Annotated in this window: 14 protein-coding genes; 11 read left to right on the top strand and 3 right to left on the bottom strand. The window is 61.2% G+C overall.

Going from position 1 to position 17084, the window contains the following annotated elements; all coding sequences use genetic code 11:
* Nucleotide 1: 1 nt before the first annotated feature.
* The 4 genes from ABDW57_RS15725 to ABDW57_RS15710 all read left to right on the top strand — a co-directional run bounded on the left by ABDW57_RS15725 (nt 2) and on the right by ABDW57_RS15710 (nt 2304).
* A complete protein-coding gene (locus ABDW57_RS15725; protein WP_343731118.1) occupies nt 2-472 on the top strand; it encodes a type II secretion system protein in 471 nt (156 codons plus the stop codon).
* A gap of 2 nt (nt 473-474) precedes the next feature.
* Complete coding sequence (locus tag ABDW57_RS15720) at nt 475-846, top strand: type II secretion system protein (protein ID WP_343731117.1); 372 nt, start codon at nt 475-477, stop codon at nt 844-846.
* 1 nt (nt 847) lies between these two features.
* Entirely contained in the window at nt 848-1570 is a 723-nt protein-coding gene (locus ABDW57_RS15715) for a type II secretion system protein (RefSeq protein ID WP_343731116.1), read from the top strand.
* Between the two features lie 230 nt (nt 1571-1800).
* Nucleotides 1801-2304 (top strand): FxDxF family PEP-CTERM protein, encoded by a 504-nt coding sequence (locus ABDW57_RS15710; RefSeq protein ID WP_343731115.1) that lies wholly within the window; start codon nt 1801-1803, stop codon nt 2302-2304.
* Between the two features lie 59 nt (nt 2305-2363).
* On the opposite strand, the gene murJ is transcribed toward ABDW57_RS15710, so the two are convergent.
* Complete coding sequence (gene murJ / locus ABDW57_RS15705; protein ID WP_343731114.1) at nt 2364-3902, bottom strand: murein biosynthesis integral membrane protein MurJ; 1539 nt, start codon at nt 3900-3902, stop codon at nt 2364-2366.
* Between the two features lie 195 nt (nt 3903-4097).
* Here murJ and rpsT point away from each other — a divergent pair, with 195 nt between their 5' ends.
* The gene (gene rpsT, locus ABDW57_RS15700) at nt 4098-4364 is read left to right on the top strand and encodes a 30S ribosomal protein S20 (protein ID WP_055937377.1); all 267 of its coding nucleotides are present in this window, start codon (nt 4098-4100) and stop codon (nt 4362-4364) included.
* Nucleotides 4365-4443: 79 nt separating this feature from the next.
* Here rpsT and ABDW57_RS15695 read toward each other — a convergent pair whose 3' ends face one another.
* Nucleotides 4444-5001, bottom strand: coding sequence for a pseudouridine synthase (locus ABDW57_RS15695; RefSeq protein ID WP_343731113.1), 558 nt, complete (start codon nt 4999-5001; stop codon nt 4444-4446).
* Between the two features lie 117 nt (nt 5002-5118).
* On the opposite strand from ABDW57_RS15695, the gene icd reads away from it, so the two are divergent.
* Nucleotides 5119-6372, top strand: coding sequence for an NADP-dependent isocitrate dehydrogenase (icd, locus tag ABDW57_RS15690; protein ID WP_343731112.1), 1254 nt, complete (start codon nt 5119-5121; stop codon nt 6370-6372).
* Between the two features lie 119 nt (nt 6373-6491).
* The gene (locus ABDW57_RS15685; RefSeq protein ID WP_343731111.1) at nt 6492-7079 is read left to right on the top strand and encodes a hypothetical protein; all 588 of its coding nucleotides are present in this window, start codon (nt 6492-6494) and stop codon (nt 7077-7079) included.
* Nucleotides 7080-7148: 69 nt separating this feature from the next.
* Here the strand turns inward: ABDW57_RS15685 and ABDW57_RS15680 are convergent, their stop codons facing one another.
* A complete protein-coding gene (locus tag ABDW57_RS15680; protein ID WP_008446468.1) occupies nt 7149-7352 on the bottom strand; it encodes a cold-shock protein in 204 nt (67 codons plus the stop codon).
* 324 nt (nt 7353-7676) lie between these two features.
* Between ABDW57_RS15680 and clpS the strand changes: the two genes are divergently transcribed.
* The 4 genes from clpS to ABDW57_RS15660 all read left to right on the top strand — a co-directional run bounded on the left by clpS (nt 7677) and on the right by ABDW57_RS15660 (nt 16990).
* Nucleotides 7677-7979, top strand: a complete 303-nt coding sequence (clpS, locus tag ABDW57_RS15675; protein ID WP_008446470.1) for an ATP-dependent Clp protease adapter ClpS — start codon at nt 7677-7679, stop codon at nt 7977-7979.
* Complete coding sequence (clpA, locus tag ABDW57_RS15670; RefSeq protein WP_343731110.1) at nt 7976-10282, top strand: ATP-dependent Clp protease ATP-binding subunit ClpA; 2307 nt, start codon at nt 7976-7978, stop codon at nt 10280-10282. Before clpS ends, clpA begins: the two co-directional genes overlap by 4 nt.
* Nucleotides 10283-10369: 87 nt before the next feature.
* On the top strand, nt 10370-13675 hold the full coding sequence (locus ABDW57_RS15665; protein ID WP_343731109.1) for a S41 family peptidase: 3306 nt from the start codon (nt 10370-10372) through the stop codon (nt 13673-13675).
* A gap of 9 nt (nt 13676-13684) precedes the next feature.
* The gene (locus ABDW57_RS15660; RefSeq protein WP_343731108.1) at nt 13685-16990 is read left to right on the top strand and encodes a PDZ domain-containing protein; all 3306 of its coding nucleotides are present in this window, start codon (nt 13685-13687) and stop codon (nt 16988-16990) included.
* The last annotated feature ends 94 nt before the right edge of the window (nt 16991-17084 follow it).

The raw sequence follows: 17084 nt of genomic DNA, 5'->3' as shown, positions 1-17084 counted from the left end.
CATGCGCGCGCGCGGCTTCACCCTGATCGAGCTGCTGGTGACGCTGGCCATCCTCGGCCTGCTCAGCGCTTTGGTGATCCCGACCGCGCAGGTCGTGGTGCAGCGGCGGCAGGAGCAGGACTTGCGCGAATCGCTGCGTGAAATCCGCCATGCGCTGGACGCCTACAAGCTGGCTTACGATCAGGGCCGCATTGCCAAGTCGCTGGGCGCCAGCGGCTACCCGAAGACGCTGGAAACGCTGGTGGAAGGCGTGCCGGATCTGCAAAACCCCAAGCACGCCAGGATCTTCTTCCTGCGCCGGGTGCCGCGCGACCCGTTCAATCCGGATAGCCTGCTGAGCGACGCGCAAACCTGGGGCAAGCGCAGCTACGCCAGCGAGGCCGATCAGCCGAAGGAGGGCGAAGATGTCTACGATGTCTACAGCCTCAGTGAAAAGACCGGCCTGAACGGCGTACCTTACAAGAAGTGGTGAGCATGAAGCGCAACGGATTCACACTGATCGAACTGCTGGTGGTGCTGGGCATCGTGGCCCTGATGCTGACGCTGGCCGTGCCGCGCTACTTCCCCAGCATCGACAAGTCGAAAGAGGTGGTGCTGGCTGACAACCTGCGCAATGTGCGGCAGGTGCTGGACCAATATTACGGCGACACCGGCCGCTATCCGGATTCGCTGGAGCAACTGGTGGAAAAACGCTACCTGCGCGCCTTGCCGTACGACCCCGTCGCCGAAAGCGACACCACCTGGATCATCGTGCCGCCGGAAGACAGCAGCAAGGGCAGCGTCTACACCATCCGCAGCGGCGCTGCCGGCAACGACCGCAGCGGCAAGCCTTACGCCGACTGGTGATATGGCCGAAGCATCAACATTGCCAGGCAGCGCGCGGCGCATCAACGGCGCGCGCGGATTCACCTATCTGAGCCTGATTATCGTGGTTGCCATTGTCGCTTTGTTAACGGCTTCGACCATAAAACTGGGTTCAGTGTTGCAGCGCAGCAGGGTCGAGCAGGAGTTGCTGGAAATCGGCGGCGCCTTCAGCGATGCGCTCAAAAGCTACGCTGACGCCACGCCGCAGGGGCAGCCCACGCAGCCGCCTTCCCTGAAAGAATTGCTGAAAGATCCGCGCTTCCCCGGCACGCGCCGGCATCTGCGCAAGATTTTTGTCGACCCGATGACGGGCAAAGCCGAGTGGGGGATTGTCTACCGCGGCGATAAGGTCGGCGTGCTGGCGGTGTATAGCCTGTCCGATGCAAAACCTGTGAAAATTGGCAATTTCCCCCCACGATATTCTGGATTTGAAGGCAAGAGTCGAATTTCCGAGTGGAAATTTATGATGGTGGCAGATACGGCGCAAACGGGAAATCAAGCACAAACTAGCAAGACTGTATCTGATTTACAACAAGGTTTGGGCTCACGCCAACAAAATTTACCTGCACCAATATCGCCCCCCAAAACTGACCAGCCTGAGCCGCCCCAGGAACCCGCGCCCGCTATGGAGGAGCCCGCTTCTTCCTCTGAAAAAGCGCCGTCGCCGGAGCCTGAACCGGCACCGGCGGAACAGCGCGATATGTGAGTAAAAATCAACTTTCTCACCAAAAAGTTTCCAAAAGCATTGCCAAAATGGTGCGGCGCAGATAGGTTTTTTTTGCGATGCGAAAAAAGTTATAAAAAAGCAATTAAAAATAAAAAATTTACAATCGTAATTAATGTTTTTATGTTATTGTTCGTCCTAGCAGCACTCCTATTAACCCACAAGTGGTTGGCGCAAGCACAGCCACAATTCGTCTGATTAAGGATAATCATATGAAATTGAAATCTTTCGCAGCCGGCGCAGTACTGGCTGTTGCTTCGGTGAGCGCTTTCGCAGCAGGCACCACCAAAGATCTGGGCACCCTGGATTCGACCGGTTTTGACTCCGTGTCGCAAGGTTCGGCCAAATACGGCGCGAACATCGACTTCCTGGACACCTGGACCTTCACCATCGACGTGCCATCGGCAACCTCGTTCGGCGCACAGCAAACCTTCGCTGCTCCAGCTGGCGCGATCTCCGGCTTCGGCGGTGAACTGGTTGGCTACGGCACCTTCGGCCCAGCAATCACCACCGGTTCGACCCAGAACCTGGCTTGGGCTGGCTCGCTGGGCGCTGGTACCTACACCGTGCACATCTGGGGTCACACCGAACTGAAAAACACCACCTACACCGCTACCGTGTCGGCCCTGCCAGTTCCAGAGCCAACCACCTACGGCATGATGCTGGGTGGCCTGGCACTGGTTGGTGCTGTTGCTGCTCGCCGCAAAAAAGCCTAAGTCAGGCTCGCGTTAAAAAACCCGCCTCGGCGGGTTTTTTTTCGTCCGGCGCCTGGCGCTCAGCGCGCGATGCGCTTGAAGTCGCGCAGCCGGAAGCCCATTGCCAGCAGGGCGCCGAAGTACACTGCGGCGCATATGCCAACCAGCAGCAGCAGGGCGCCCGCGCGCAGCAAGGCGTGGTGCTGCAAGCCGATCCAGTCGATCTGGCGCGCGCCCAACCAGGCGGCCGCCGCCATCAGGCCGCAGCCGATCACCAGCTTGAGACAGAACAGCGGCCAGCCTGGCCGCGGACGGTAGATATCGCGCTTGCGCAGGCCGGTGTACAGGAAGGCGGCGTTCAGGCAGGCGCCCATGCCGATCGACAGCGCCAGGCCGGACACCTGCAGATAGGGCACAAACAGCAAATTCATCAGCTGGGTAGCCACCAGCACCATCAGGGCGATGCGCACCGGCGTGCGGATGTCCTGCTGCGCGTAAAACGCCGGCGCCAGCGTCTTCACCAGGATAATGCCCAGCAGGCCGACGCAGTAGGCGATCAGCGGCCGCGCCGATTGCGTGGTGGCTTCATCGCTGAAGGCGCCATAGTGGAACAAGGTGGCGATCATCGGCTCGGCCAGCACCGCCATGCCCACCGCCGCCGGCAGCGCCAGCAGGAAGGTCAGGCGCAGGCCCCAGTCCAGCAGCTCCGAGTATTCCTGCTTGTCGTCGTCGGCCTGGGCTTTGGACAGGCTGGGCAGCAGGATGGTGCCCAGCGCCACGCCCAACAGGGCGGTGGGGAATTCCATCAGGCGGTCGGCGTAGGACAGCCACGAGATGCTGCCATCGGCCAGGCGCGAGGCGATGCTGGTGTTGATCATCAGGCTGATCTGGGCGGCCGAGACGGCAAACACGGCCGGTCCCATCTTCTTGAGCACACGGCGCACGCCGGGGTCGCCAAGGCCGGCGGCCGGGTTCCAGGACAGCCGCGGCAGCATGCCGATGCGGATCAGTGCCGGCACCTGGATCGCCACCTGCAGCACGCCGCCGACAAACACGGCAATCGCCATGGCGTAGATCGGCTGCGCCAGGTGCTGCTGCAGGAACAGCGACGCCAGGATGGAGGACAGGTTCAGCAGCACCGGCGTGAAGGCCGGGATCTTGAATTCGCGCCAGGTATTGAGCACGCCGCCGGCCAGCGCCACGAAGGCCATGAAACTAATATAGGGGAACATCACACGCGTCATCCACACTGCCGCGTCAAACTCCTTGAGCCCGGTGGCGATCAGGTAGATAAACAGCGGCGACGCTATAATGCCGATCACCGTGACGATCAGCGTGGCCCACACCAGCGTGTTGGCCACATGGTCGGTCAGCTGCTTGCTGGCCTCGTGGCCCTGCTTGTTCTTGTACTCGGCCAGGATCGGCACGAACGCTTGCGAAAACGCCCCCTCGGCAAACAGGCGGCGCAGCAGATTGGGAATGCGGAAGGCGACGATGTAGGCATCGGTCAGGCCGCCGGCGCCGAAGGCGCGGGCGATCAGGGTTTCACGCAGGAGGCCGGTAATCCGGGACAGCATGGTCATGCTGGAGATGGCGGTAAGTGTCTTAAGCAAGTTCATGGGACGTGATTATAGTTGCTCCTGCTGATAAATATCGCTATAATCACAGGCTGTACAAAATTCTGTTGCGCAGACATTAATGTTTGGCAGGCAGTAGTTTGACTCACACGGTTCGCCCTGATGGCAACCTAGGACGCACCTGTTTGGCAAACATTAATGTTTGCAAACGCATCATTTACCTGTTTAGGAAATTTCATGGCAAATACCGCACAAGCGCGCAAACGCGCTCGTCAAGCAGTTAAGCAAAACGCTCACAACTCGGCTCAGCGTTCGACCCTGCGCACCGCTATCAAGGCTGTGCGTAAGGCCATCCAGGCTGGTGACAAAGCTGCTGCGACGACCATCTTCCAAGCTTCCGTGTCGACCATCGACTCCATCGCTGACAAGAAGATCATCCACAAAAACAAGGCAGCTCGTCACAAGAGCCGTCTGGCAGCTGCCCTGAAAGCACTGTCCGCTTAATTTTCCTTTTCAGGAAGACCAAGCAAAAAAGCCGCACTGGCATCGCCAGTGCGGCTTTTGTCGTTTGCAGCCTGCCGGCTCAGCCCAGGTCCTTGGGCGACACGTCCATCCACTCGCCCGGCATCAGCGGATGGGTGGCCAGCGAGATGCCGCCAATGGCGCTGCGCACCAGGCGCAGGGTCGGCAGGCCGACCGCGGCCGTCATGCGCCGCACCTGGCGATTTTTCCCTTCCTGCAGCGTGATGGCCAGCCAGCTGGTCGGCTGGCCGGCGCGCTGGCGGATCGGCGGATGGCGCGGCCACAGCCACTCCGGCTCGGCAATCTGCACCGCCTTGCACGGCTGGGTGATGAAGTCGCCCAGGTTGAGCGGCGCCTGCAGCCGCGCCAGGGCACCGGCGTCCGGCACGCCTTCCACCTGCACCAGATAGGTTTTGCCGGCCTTGTGGTCGGGGTGGGCGATGGCGTGCTGCAGCTTGCCGTCGTCGGTCAGCAGCATCAGGCCTTCGCTGTCGTAGTCGAGGCGGCCGGCGGGATAGATCCTGGGAATGGCCAGGTGGTCGGCCAGCGTGGCCTTGCCGTCCTGCGGGGAAAACTGGCACAGCACCTGGAACGGCTTATTGAATAGAATTAAGGACATTATTGAAAGCTATAGTAGTGTAGGCTTGAAAACCTTGGCGCGCCGCGACATACTCGTGCATAATGTGAAACACTCGTCTTATATCTTATAGAAGACTTGGACTACGGAGAACCCACGATGCAACATATCAAAGTACCGGCGGACGGCCAGAAAATCACCGTCAACGCGGATTTTTCCCTGAATGTACCAGATAACCCGATCATTCCCTATATCGAGGGTGACGGCACCGGCCGCGATATTACGCCGGTCATGCTGAAAGTGGTGGACGCGGCGGTCGCCAGGGCCTACGGCGGCACGCGCCAGATCCGCTGGATGGAAATCTTTGCCGGCGAAAAATCGACCCAGATCTATGGCCCGGACGTGTGGCTGCCGGAAGAAACGCTGGCGGCGGTGAAGGATTACCTGGTCTCGATCAAGGGCCCGCTGACCACGCCGGTGGGCGGCGGCATCCGCTCGCTCAACGTGGCGCTGCGCCAGCAACTGGACCTGTACGTGTGCCTGCGCCCGGTGCGCTACTTCACCGGCGTGCCGTCGCCGCTGAAAGAGCCGGAGAAAACCAATATGGTGATCTTCCGCGAGAACTCGGAAGACATCTACGCCGGCATTGAATACGCGCAGGGTTCGGAGGGCGCGAAAAAGCTGATCAACTTCCTGCTCAATGAAATGGGCGCCAACAAGATCCGCTTCCCGGAAACCTCGGGCATCGGCATCAAGCCGGTATCGGTGGAGGGCACCGAGCGCCTGATGCGCAAGGCCATCCAGTACGCCATCGACAACGACAAGCCATCGGTCACCATTGTCCACAAGGGCAACATCATGAAGTACACCGAAGGCGGTTTCCGCGACTGGGCCTACGCGCTGGCGCAAAAGGAATTCGGCGCCGAGCTGATCGACGGCGGCCCGTGGTGCAAATTCAAGAACCCCAAGACCGGCCGCGACATCACCATCAAGGATTCGATCGCGGACGCCTTCCTGCAGCAGATCCTGCTGCGCCCGGCGGAATACAGCGTGATCGCCACCCTCAACCTGAACGGCGACTACGTCTCGGACGCGCTGGCGGCGCAAGTGGGCGGCATCGGCATTGCGCCGGGCGCCAATATGTCGGATTCGGTGGCCATGTTTGAAGCCACCCACGGCACCGCGCCCAAGTACGCCGGCAAGGATTACGTCAATCCCGGCTCGATGATCCTGTCGGCCGAGATGATGCTGCGCCACATGGGCTGGACCGAAGCGGCCGACCTGATCATCAAATCGATGGAGAAGGCGATCGACTCCAAGCACGTCACCTACGATTTCGCGCGCCTGATGGAAAACGCCGTGCAGGTGTCGTGCTCGGGCTTTGGCGACGTGATGATCGAGCAGATGCAGTAAGTGCTCATGCGGCCGGGCAGGCTGGTCGTTGCGCTGAACCTTGATCCAGATTGAACGGTCTAACCGGACCGATATCTATCCTGGAGAGCGTGATGAACTGCCCTGGAAGTGCGGCCGCCATGTCTATCGATCTGCGTTACGCCGCGCTGCTGGCGCGCATCCAAGCCTACCAGGGCGCGCGGCGCTCCGAGAGTGCTGCGTTCCTGATCTGGTATCTGGTTAACTACTACCGCCTCGACGAGCTGGAGGCGACCGATTGTGTCTGCGACCAGGCCGGCGATAAAGGCATAGACGGCATTTACGTCAACCAGGGCGCCGTCAAGGCGCGCGATTTCAAGTCCAACCATCCGATTCAGGCGCGGCTGCAGCAGGAGTTCAAAAAACACTATGGCGGCAGTTATGCACTGGCCGTCAAGCGCGGAGAGCCGATCGGGAGCGCGGTCACCATCTCCAATGAAGTCGCGGGCCTGACGCTGATCGCGTTTGACCTGGGCGAGCCATGGACCACGCACCGCAAGTACCAGGTATTTGACGAGCGCTACAACGAGGTGTTTGGCCGTCCCGAGGTGACAGCCGGCAAGATCGTGATGCTGCAGATCGCGGTGGCGCTGGAGTCCAGGCTGGTCAAGACGCTGGTCGCCAGTTACCGCAAAGATCTGCTGCGCAGGAAGACCGCCAGCGTGGCGGAGCTGTGGGCGCGTTTCTGATCGATTTACAACAGCGGCAGGCGAAAAAAAACCCCGCAGCGCGGGGTTTTTTACATCGGTGGCCAGGAATTAAGCCGACTGGATGTTGGAAGCTTGCTTGCCTTTAGGGCCTTGCGTGACTTCGAACTGAACTTTTTGACCTTCTTTGAGGGTCTTAAAACCGTTCATGTTGATTGCGGAGAAGTGAGCGAACAAATCTTCGCCGCCGTCATCTGGAGTGATGAAGCCAAAACCTTTGGAATCATTGAACCACTTAACAGTACCAGTTGCCATAAAAAGAACTTTCAAAATTAAAACAGATCACACGAGCCATAAAAGCAAGAAGCTTCTTGCCCCTCTCCTCACGCCCACTTCTTATCAACGTGTACATTTCTGCACGAAGCCGATAACGCATTGTTAGCGGACCAAATTTGAAAGTCAAGCAGATTTGTGGGCATTTTGCTACTTTTGAGACGATTGGTGAAAAAGCAACTCTTGATTTTGCGGAATGGGTCGCCATCTGCGTCAAGTTGAGAAAGCGCGTAAGATGGAAAACAATTGGATGTGTGCAGCGAAATGCACATTGCATGAACCCCGAAAGCATTAGAATATAAGCGTATGGCAACCAAGCATGACACCGAAACCCTCTTGGAGCGGCAAACGCTAAAGCCGCCACCGCTTTACCAGGTGGCGTTGCTGAATGACGACTACACCCCGATGGAATTTGTGGTCGCAATTATTCAGGAGTATTTCAACAAGGATCGCGAGACCGCGACGCAGATCATGCTGAGTGTGCATCGCTACGGCAAAGGCGTGTGCGGCGTGTTCTCGAAAGATATAGCCTGTACCAAAGTGGAGTTTGTTTTAACGCATGCGCGCAAGGCAGGCCATCCCCTGCAGTGCGTGATGGAGGAAGTATGATTGCGCAGGAATTGGAAGTAAGTTTGCACATGGCGTTTGTCGAAGCCCGACAGGCGCGCCACGAATTCATCACGGTGGAGCACTTGCTGCTGGCCTTGCTGGACAACCCTTCGGCTGCCGAAGTGTTGCGCGCATGCGCCGTCAACATTGAAGATCTGCGCAAAACCCTGACCAATTTTATTGGCGACAATACCCCGACCGTGCCCGGCACCGGCGAAGTGGATACCCAGCCTACGCTCGGCTTCCAGCGCGTGATTCAGCGCGCCATCATGCACGTGCAGTCGGCGTCGAATGGCAAGAAGGAAGTCACTGGCGCCAATGTGCTGGTGGCGATTTTTGGTGAAAAAGATTCGCACGCGGTGTACTACCTGCACCAGCAGGGCGTGACTCGCCTGGATGTGGTGAATTTCATCTCGCATGGCGTGCGCAAGGACCAGCAGTCCGATACCGCGAAAGCGTCGGAAGGCGTGGAAGAGGGCGCGCCGGCCGGCGAAGGCCAGAGCAAGGAAAGCCCGCTCGACCAGTTCACCCAGAACCTGAACAAATCGGCCGCCGACGGCAAGATCGATCCGCTGATCGGCCGCGAAGAGGAAGTGGATCGCGTGATCCAGATCCTGTGCCGCCGCCGCAAGAACAATCCGCTGCTGGTGGGGGAGGCCGGCGTCGGCAAGACCGCCATCGCGGAAGGCCTGGCCTATCGCATCACCCAGGGCGACGTGCCGGAAATCCTGCAGAACGCCATCGTCTACTCGCTGGACATGGGCGCGCTGCTGGCTGGCACCAAGTACCGCGGCGATTTTGAGCAGCGCCTGAAAGCGGTGCTGAAGCAGCTGAAGGACAACCCGCACGGCATCCTGTTCATCGACGAGATCCACACCATCATCGGCGCCGGTTCGGCGTCGGGCGGCACGCTGGATGCGTCCAACCTGCTGAAACCAGCTTTGGCCAACGGCCAGCTGAAATGCGTGGGCGCGACCACCTACACCGAGTTCCGCGGCGTGTTCGAGAAGGATCACGCGCTGAGCCGGCGCTTCCAGAAAGTGGACGTCAATGAACCGACCGTCGAACAGACGGTGCAGATCCTGCGCGGCCTGAAGTCGCGCTTCGAAGAGCACCACGGCGTGAAATACTCGTCGTCGGCGCTGTCGACCGCGGCCGAACTGGCGGCGCGCTTCATCAACGACCGCCATCTGCCGGACAAGGCGATTGACGTGATCGATGAAGCGGGTGCGGCGCAACGCATTCTGCCGAAGTCCAAGCAGAAGAAAACCATCGGCAAGACCGAGATCGAGGACATCATCTCCAAGATCGCGCGCATCCCCCCGCAGACCGTCAACCAGGACGACCGCAGCAAGCTGCAAACCATCGACCGCGACCTGCGCAACGTGGTGTTCGGCCAGGACCCGGCGATCGAAGCACTGGCGTCGGCCATCAAGATGGCGCGTGCCGGCCTGGGCAAGACCGACAAGCCGATCGGCTCCTTCCTGTTCTCCGGCCCGACCGGCGTCGGCAAGACCGAGGTGGCCAAGCAGCTGGCCTTCATCCTGGGCATCGAGCTGGTGCGCTTCGACATGTCGGAATACATGGAACGCCACGCGGTGTCGCGCCTGATCGGCGCGCCGCCCGGCTACGTTGGTTTCGACCAGGGCGGCCTGCTGACCGAAGCCATCACCAAGAAGCCGCACACCGTGCTGCTGCTGGATGAAATTGAAAAAGCCCATCCGGACATTTTCAACATCCTGCTGCAAGTGATGGACCATGGCACGCTGACCGACAACAACGGCCGCAAGGCGGACTTCCGCAACGTGATCATCATCATGACCACCAATGCGGGCGCCGAGTCGCTGCAGAAGTCGACCATCGGCTTTACCACCAGCAAGCAGGCTGGCGACGAAATGGGCGACATCAAGCGCATGTTCACGCCGGAGTTCCGCAACCGCCTGGACGCCATCATCAGCTTCCGCGCGCTGGACGAGGAAATCATTCTGCGGGTGGTCGACAAGTTCCTGATGCAGCTGGAAGAGCAGCTGCACGAGAAGAAGGTCGAAGCGGTGTTCAGCGAAAAACTGCGCGCCTTCCTGGCGAAGAAAGGCTTCGATCCGCTGATGGGCGCGCGGCCGATGTCGCGCCTGATCCAGGACATGATCCGCAAGGCGCTGGCCGACGAGCTGCTGTTCGGCCGCCTGGTCACCGGCGGCAAGGTCATCGTCGATCTGGACGACAAGGACGTGGTCAAGCTGGACTTCCCGGAACCGCCGGATGCGGCCCCGAGCCAGCCGCCGGAAACCGTCGAAGTCGACTAAGCCACACCACCGCAAGAAAACCCGCTACGGCGGGTTTTTTTTCGCCTAGAATGTTCGTTCCATTTGACAACCACTGATGCCCGTCTCATGAAACTGTCCCGCCTCGCCGTGCTCCTGATGTCCGCCGGTCTGCTGTCCACTGCCTACGCTGCCGATGCTTATTACCGCTTCCCCGCCATCCGTGGCGACCATGTCGTGTTTACCGCCGAAGGCGATCTGTGGCGCACCGGCGCGCACGGCGGCCAGGCGCAGCGCCTGACCACCCATCCTTCCGCCGAAACCAACGCCGCCATCTCGCATGACGGCCGCTGGGTGGCGTTTTCCGCCTCGTATGAAGGGGCGCAGGAAGCCTATGTGATGCCGCTGGCGGGCGGCCTGCCCAAGCGCATCACGTTTGAGAATGGTGCGGTCTCGGTGCTGGACTGGAGCGCGCAGGGCGAGGTGCTGGTCAGCATGGCCAGTGGCACTGGCCCGGGCCGCAGCTTCGTGATCGCCGCCGTCAAACCGGATGATCTGCAGCGCCGCATCTTCCCGCTGGCCGACGCCAACGACGCCGCGCTTGATGACAGCGGCAAGACCCTGTACTTCACCCGCAACGGCCTGGCGCTGACCAACGATAACGTCAAAGCCTATCGCGGCGGCGCGCACGCGCAGCTGTGGCGCTATGAAGTGAATGGCAATGCGGAAGCGGTGCAGCTGCTGGCTACCGATGCCGGCAACAACAAGCGGCCGATGTGGTGGCAGGGCCGCCTGTATTTCATCAGCGACCGCAGTGGCTCGGACAATCTGTGGTCGATGGCCGCCGACGGCAGCGACCCGCGCCAGCTGACGCAGCACACTACATGGGACGTGCGCAATGCCGCCATCGGCGATGGCCGCATTGTCTATCAGCTGGGCGCCGACCTGCACGTGCTGGATCTGGCCAGCAGCAAGGATGAACAGCTGGCCATCAGTCTCGTCTCTGACTTTGACCAGCAGCGCACGCGCCAGATCCGTTCGCCGCTGGAGAGCCTGACCAACGTGCAAATCGCCGGCAAGTTTGAACGCGTCGTGCTGACTGCGCGCGGCCGCGTGAGCGTGGCCGGCACCGGCGCGCAGCGCCGCGTGGAGATCGCGATACCGGAAGGCGCGCGCGCCCGCCAGGCGGTGTTCAGCCACGATGACAAATCGGTCTACGCCATCGTCGACACCACCGGCGAAAACGAAATCTGGAAATTCGCCGCCGACGGTTCCGGCAAGGGCGAACAGCTGACCAGGGACGGCAACAACCACCGCTGGCAGCTATACCCATCGCCGGACGGGCGCTGGCTGGGCCACACCGACAAGAAGGGCCGCTTCTGGCTGCTGGACCTGGCCACCAAGGTCAACACCGTGATCGACGACGCCGGCAAGTCGGGCCTGGGTGACTATGACGAGATCCTGTGGTCGGCCGACAGCAGGAATCTGGCGCTGGTACGCGCCGCCAGCACCGAGCAGCGCAACCAGATTGGCCTCTACAACATCGACAGCAAGCAGCTGGCCTTCGTCACCAGCGACCGCTACACCTCGCGCTCGCCGGTGTTTTCGCCGGATGGCAAATGGCTGTACTTCCTGTCGGCGCGCAACTTCCAGCTGGCGAATGGTTCACCGTGGGGCGACCGCAATATGGGGCCGGTGTTCGACAAGCGCACCGGCATCTACGCGCTGGCGCTGCAGCCGGAAAACCGCTTCCCATTCAAACCGGACGATGAACTGAGCAAGCCAGGCGACAAGCCGGCCGAAGGCGCGACCGAGCAGGCGGCGGAAAAAGCCGCGGAGAAGGCCGTCGCCAAGGCTGCGCCCAAAGCCACCGGCAAGACCCTGCCGGCCATCGTCTACGCCGGCCTGGCGGATCGTCTGTACGAAGTGCCGCTGGCAGCCGGTAACTATCGCGCGCTGCAGATGGACGACAAGCGCCTGTACTTCCTCGACGCCGACGGCAACGATGGCAAGGCCAATCTGAAAACGCTGGCCATCGCCAGCAATGGTCCGCAGCCGGAAGTGTTCGCGGCCGGCGTGCGTGAATACGATCTGTCCCTCGACAAGAAGCATGTCTACTATCGCACTTTCGCCGCCGGCGCCGGTGATATGTATGTGGTGGATGCCGGCGCCAAAGCGCCAACGGATGTGAGCAAAGCCAGGATCAAGCTGGATGACTGGACCTTCACTTCCAATCCGCGCCTGGAGTGGAAGCAGATGTTCAACGACGCGTGGCGCATGCATCGTGACTTCCTGTACGACGTGAAGATGCGCGGCGCCGACTGGCCGGCCGTGCGCGCCAGATACGCGCCGCTGGTGGAGCGCGTGACCGACCGCGCGGAACTGGACGATGTGCTGGGCATGATGATCAGTGAGGTCGGCGCGCTGCACTCGCAGATCCGCCCCGGCGACATCCGCCGCTCGCCGCCGGAAGGCACGCCGGCGGGTCTTGGGGCGGTGCTGTCGCGCACCGCTGAAGGTTATCGCGTAGATCACATCTACGCCAGCGAACCTGAACTGCCGTCGCAACGCGGCCCGCTGGCGCAAGCCGGCGTGGACGTGAAAGAGGGCGACATCATCACCGCCGTCAACGGCAAGCCGGTGCTGGAAGCGCGCGACATTGCCGATCTGCTGCTGAATCAGGCGGACAAACAAGTGCTGCTGCAAGTGAAGCGCAAGAACGATACGCGCTCGGTCATTGTGCTGCCGGTGAATATGGGTAAGCAGGCCGCCTTGCGCTACAGCGACTGGGAGCAATCGCGTGCGCGCCAGGTGGAGGCCGCATCCAAGGGCCGCATCGGCTACCTGCATTTGCGCGCCATGGGGCCGAACGACATCGCCTCGTTTGCGCGCGACTTCTACGCCAACGTCAATCGCGAAGGGCTGATCATCGACGTCCGTCGCAACAACGGCGGCAACATCGACAGCTGGATCATCGAGAAGCTGCTGCGCAAGGCCTGGGCGTTCTGGGCGCCGCCGGGTGTGGCGCCGTCGCCGAATATGCAGAACACCTTCCGCGGTCATCTGGTGGTGCTGATCGACGAATACACGTACTCGGACGGCGAGACTTTTGCGGCCGGCGTCAAGTCGCTTGGTCTGGCGCCGCTGGTTGGCAAGCGCACGGCCGGCGCCGGCGTCTGGCTGAGCGATAACAATCGCCTCAGCGACAACGGCATGGCGCGCGTGGCGGAGATGGGACAGTTCAACACGCAGGATGGCCAGTGGCTTATCGAAGGCATCGGCGTGTCGCCGGATTTGGTGGTCGACAATCTGCCGCATGCCACCTTCCAGGGACAGGACCGTCAGCTGGAAGTGGCCCTGCAGCTGCTGGAAAAAACCATGAAAGAAAAGCCGATCAGGCCCTATCAACCGCAGGTGATCCCTGCTCTGAAATAAGGAGGCTGTATGAAGCACGTGAGCGCGCGCGCCCTGGCGGGCGTGTTGCTGGCGCTGGGTGTTACCGCACCTGCGCTGGCGCTGCCCAGCACCAGCGATACCCGCATGTTGACCGAACCGGCATTGTCCGCGCAGCATCTGGCGTTCATCTATGCCGGCGATGTGTGGCTGGCCAATGCCGACGGCAGCGCGCCGCGCCGTCTCACGTCCGATCCCGGCGAGAAGTCGAATCCCATCTTTTCGCCGGACGGTAAACTGATCGCTTACAGCGCGCAGGTTGACGGCAATACCGACGTTTACCTGCTGCCCGTCGAAGGCGGCGTGCCCAGGCGCCTGACCTGGCATCCGGGCGCCGATGTCGCACAAGCCTTCACGCCGGATGGCAAAGCGGTGATGTTCACGTCGCCGCGCGCGGCTTTCAACAACCGCTTCCGCAAGTTGTTCACGGTGCCGGTTGGCGGCGGCGTCGAGACCCAGCTGGAAGTGCCGAACGCCGCGCGCGCCGCGTGGTCGCCGGATGGCAAGCAGATCGTCTATAACCCGTTCTCTGCGGCCTTCATGCAGTGGAAGCACTATCGCGGCGGTACGCATTCCATCCTGTGGCTGTTCAATCGCGGCGGTCAGTCGGTGCTGCAGATTCCGCAGCCGGCTGGCGGTTCCAACGACGTCGATCCGGTATGGATCGGTGACACCATCTACTTCCGCTCCGACCGCGATGGCGAATTCAATCTGTATGCCTACGACGTCAAGACCAGGTTGGTGAGCGCGCTGACGCGGCACAGCGATTTCCCGGTGCTGAACGTCTCCGCATCCGGCAACCGCATCGTCTACGAGCAGGCCGGCTATCTGCATGCACTGGATCTGGCCAGCGGGCAGGCGCACAAGCTCACCATCGGCGTGAATGCCGACCTTGGATTGTCGCGCCCGCGCTGGGTCAGCGGCGCGAAGTACATCCGCAATGCTTCGATCTCGCCATCCGGCGCACGCGTGGCGTATGAGTTCCGCGGCGAGATCGTCACCATCCCCGCGGATAAAGGCGATGTGCGCAACCTGACCCAAACTCCGGCCGCGCATGAGCGTTCGCCGGCATGGTCGCCCGATGGCCGCTCGGTGGCCTACTTCTCCGACGAATCGGGCGAGTACATGCTGCACATCCGCTCGCAGGACGGCAAGGGCGAGCCGCGCAAATACAAGTTGACTGGCGCCGGCTTTTACGACAACCCGGTGTGGTCGCCGGACAGCAAAAAGCTGGCCTACACCGATAATGCGTGGACGCTGTATGTGCTGGACGTAGCTTCCGGCGTGATCAAGAAGATCGCCTCCGAACCGCTGTATGGCGTGAACAAGACGCTGCAGGCGGCGTGGGCGCCGGATTCGCGCTGGATCGCTTATGCGCTCAACTCGATGACATACACGCGCAGCGCCTACATCTACTCGCTGGAGCAGAATAAATCGTGGCAGGTGACGGATGGTTTGTCCGATGTGGTGGAGCCGGTGTTCGACAAGAGCGGCAAGTATCTCTACTTCTTCGCCTCGACCAATGCAGGACCAAGCAATAACTGGTTCTCGCAGCAGAATGAGGACAACCGCGTCACCCGTACCATCTGGATGGCGACGCTGCGGCGCGATCTGCCGTCGCCGCTGATCAAGGAAAGCGACGAAGAAAAGGGCGCAGCCGCGCAGCAGCCAGCGCCTGTCGCCGCCGCAGCCAAGCCGGAGGCGCCGAAAGTCGATCCCAAGACCGGCCGTGATGACCCCAAAGTCACGGTGGCGCCAGTGGGGCCGATTTCGATCGACTTCGACGGCATCGAGACCCGCATCGTCGACCTGCCGATACCTGCCGCCGAACTCTCCGAGCTGCAGGCCGGAGAAGCTGGCCAGATCTTCTTCCTGCGTCAGAACGACGGCAAGAATGCCATCCAGCGCTTCGACCTGAAGGACCGCAAGGCCGAAACGCTACTGGCCGAAGCCGATCAATATGAGGTTTCTTCCGATGGCAAGAAGCTGCTGTACCGCGTGAAGGAAGCGTGGGCCATGGGCAGCGCCACCGCCAAGACGCTGACGCCGGGCGAAGGCAAGGTCAAGGTGGAAGCCATCGAAGTGCGCGCCGAACCACGCGCGGAGTGGGCGCAGATCTTCAACGAAGCCTGGCGCATCAATCGCGACTACTTCTACGATCCCGGCATGCACGGCGCGGACTGGAACAAGATGCGCGCCAAATATGCGCAATTCCTGCCGGAGCTGTCCAGCCGCGCCGACCTGAATCGCCTGATCCAGTGGCTGTGCAGTGAACTCGGCGTCGGCCATCATCGCGGTGGCGGCGGCGATTTCTTCACCGACGCCAAGCCGGTGCCGGGCGGCTTGCTGGGCGCGGACTATGAAATCAGCGAGGGCCGTTACCGCTTCAAGAAAATCTACGGTGGCCTGAACTGGAACCCGGCCTTGCGCGCGCCGCTGACCGAGCCTGGCCTCAACGTCAAGGCGGGCGAGTACCTGTTGGCAGTGGATGGCAAACCGCTGCTGGCGCAAACCAATTTGTACAGTGCCTTCGAAAACACCGCCAACAAAGCGATCGACATCACCGTCGGCCCGAATGCCGACGGCAGCAAATCGCGCACCATCACCGTGGTGCCGGTTGCCGCCGAGGATGCGCTGCGCAACCGCGACTGGATCGAAGGGAATATCCGCAAGGTGAACGCCGCCACCGGCGGCCGCGTGGCCTACGTCTACGTGCCAAATACCGCCACGCTGGGTCACACTTACTTCAAGCGCTACTTCTTCCCGCAGGCCGACAAAGACGCCGTCATTGTCGATGAGCGTTTCAACGGCGGCGGCAGCGTGGCCGATTATTACCTGGAGATTTTGCAGAAGAAGGAAATCGCCTGGTGGACCATGCGCTATGGAGCCGACATGAAGACCCCATCGGCCTCGATCCAGGGGCCGCGCGCAATGCTGATCGACGAAACCGCGGGTTCGGGCGGCGACCTGCTGCCTTGGATGTTCCGTCAAAATAAAATGGGGCCGCTGATCGGCAAGCGCACCTGGGGTGGGCTGGTGGGCATTCTCGGCTTCCCGGTGCTGCTGGACGGCGGCACCATCACCGCGCCCAACCTGGCCTTCTGGACCCGCGACAAAGGCTGGGGAGTGGAGAACGAAGGCGTGGCGCCGGATATCGAAGTGGATCAGAATCCGGCCGACGTCATCGCAGGCCGCGATCCGCAGCTGGAAAAGGCGATTGAAGTCATCAAGGCCGAACTGGCGAAGAATCCGCCGGTGCGGCCGGTGCACCCGGCCTTCCCGAACAAGGTCAAATGATGGACTGTCCGGAATTGAACACCGTGCGCGTTCAGTTCCGGACAAAGCAGGCCTGCAAGCGCGTGGCATGGTTGTTGCAGTTGATGCGATAACT

The organism is Duganella sp. (assembly GCF_039595735.1).
Classification (GTDB): domain Bacteria; phylum Pseudomonadota; class Gammaproteobacteria; order Burkholderiales; family Burkholderiaceae_D; genus Rugamonas.
This window is presented reverse-complemented; position numbering and strand designations above follow the sequence as displayed.

Excerpts from the sequence above, each read along its gene's own strand:
- ABDW57_RS15660 (WP_343731108.1), top strand. The coding sequence starts at position 13,685 with ATGAAGCACGTGAGCGCGCGCGCCCTGGCGGGCGTGTTGCTGGCGCTG.
- ABDW57_RS15680 (WP_008446468.1), bottom strand. The coding sequence starts at position 7,352 with ATGGCAACTGGTACTGTTAAGTGGTTCAATGATTCCAAAGGTTTTGGC.
- clpA (WP_343731110.1), top strand. The coding sequence starts at position 7,976 with ATGATTGCGCAGGAATTGGAAGTAAGTTTGCACATGGCGTTTGTCGAA.
- clpS (WP_008446470.1), top strand. The coding sequence starts at position 7,677 with ATGGCAACCAAGCATGACACCGAAACCCTCTTGGAGCGGCAAACGCTA.
- murJ (WP_343731114.1), bottom strand. The coding sequence starts at position 3,902 with ATGAACTTGCTTAAGACACTTACCGCCATCTCCAGCATGACCATGCTG.
- rpsT (WP_055937377.1), top strand. The coding sequence starts at position 4,098 with ATGGCAAATACCGCACAAGCGCGCAAACGCGCTCGTCAAGCAGTTAAG.
- ABDW57_RS15695 (WP_343731113.1), bottom strand. The coding sequence starts at position 5,001 with ATGTCCTTAATTCTATTCAATAAGCCGTTCCAGGTGCTGTGCCAGTTT.
- ABDW57_RS15710 (WP_343731115.1), top strand. The coding sequence starts at position 1,801 with ATGAAATTGAAATCTTTCGCAGCCGGCGCAGTACTGGCTGTTGCTTCG.
- ABDW57_RS15720 (WP_343731117.1), top strand. The coding sequence starts at position 475 with ATGAAGCGCAACGGATTCACACTGATCGAACTGCTGGTGGTGCTGGGC.
- ABDW57_RS15725 (WP_343731118.1), top strand. The coding sequence starts at position 2 with ATGCGCGCGCGCGGCTTCACCCTGATCGAGCTGCTGGTGACGCTGGCC.
- ABDW57_RS15715 (WP_343731116.1), top strand. The coding sequence starts at position 848 with ATGGCCGAAGCATCAACATTGCCAGGCAGCGCGCGGCGCATCAACGGC.
- ABDW57_RS15685 (WP_343731111.1), top strand. The coding sequence starts at position 6,492 with ATGTCTATCGATCTGCGTTACGCCGCGCTGCTGGCGCGCATCCAAGCC.
- ABDW57_RS15665 (WP_343731109.1), top strand. The coding sequence starts at position 10,370 with ATGAAACTGTCCCGCCTCGCCGTGCTCCTGATGTCCGCCGGTCTGCTG.
- icd (WP_343731112.1), top strand. The coding sequence starts at position 5,119 with ATGCAACATATCAAAGTACCGGCGGACGGCCAGAAAATCACCGTCAAC.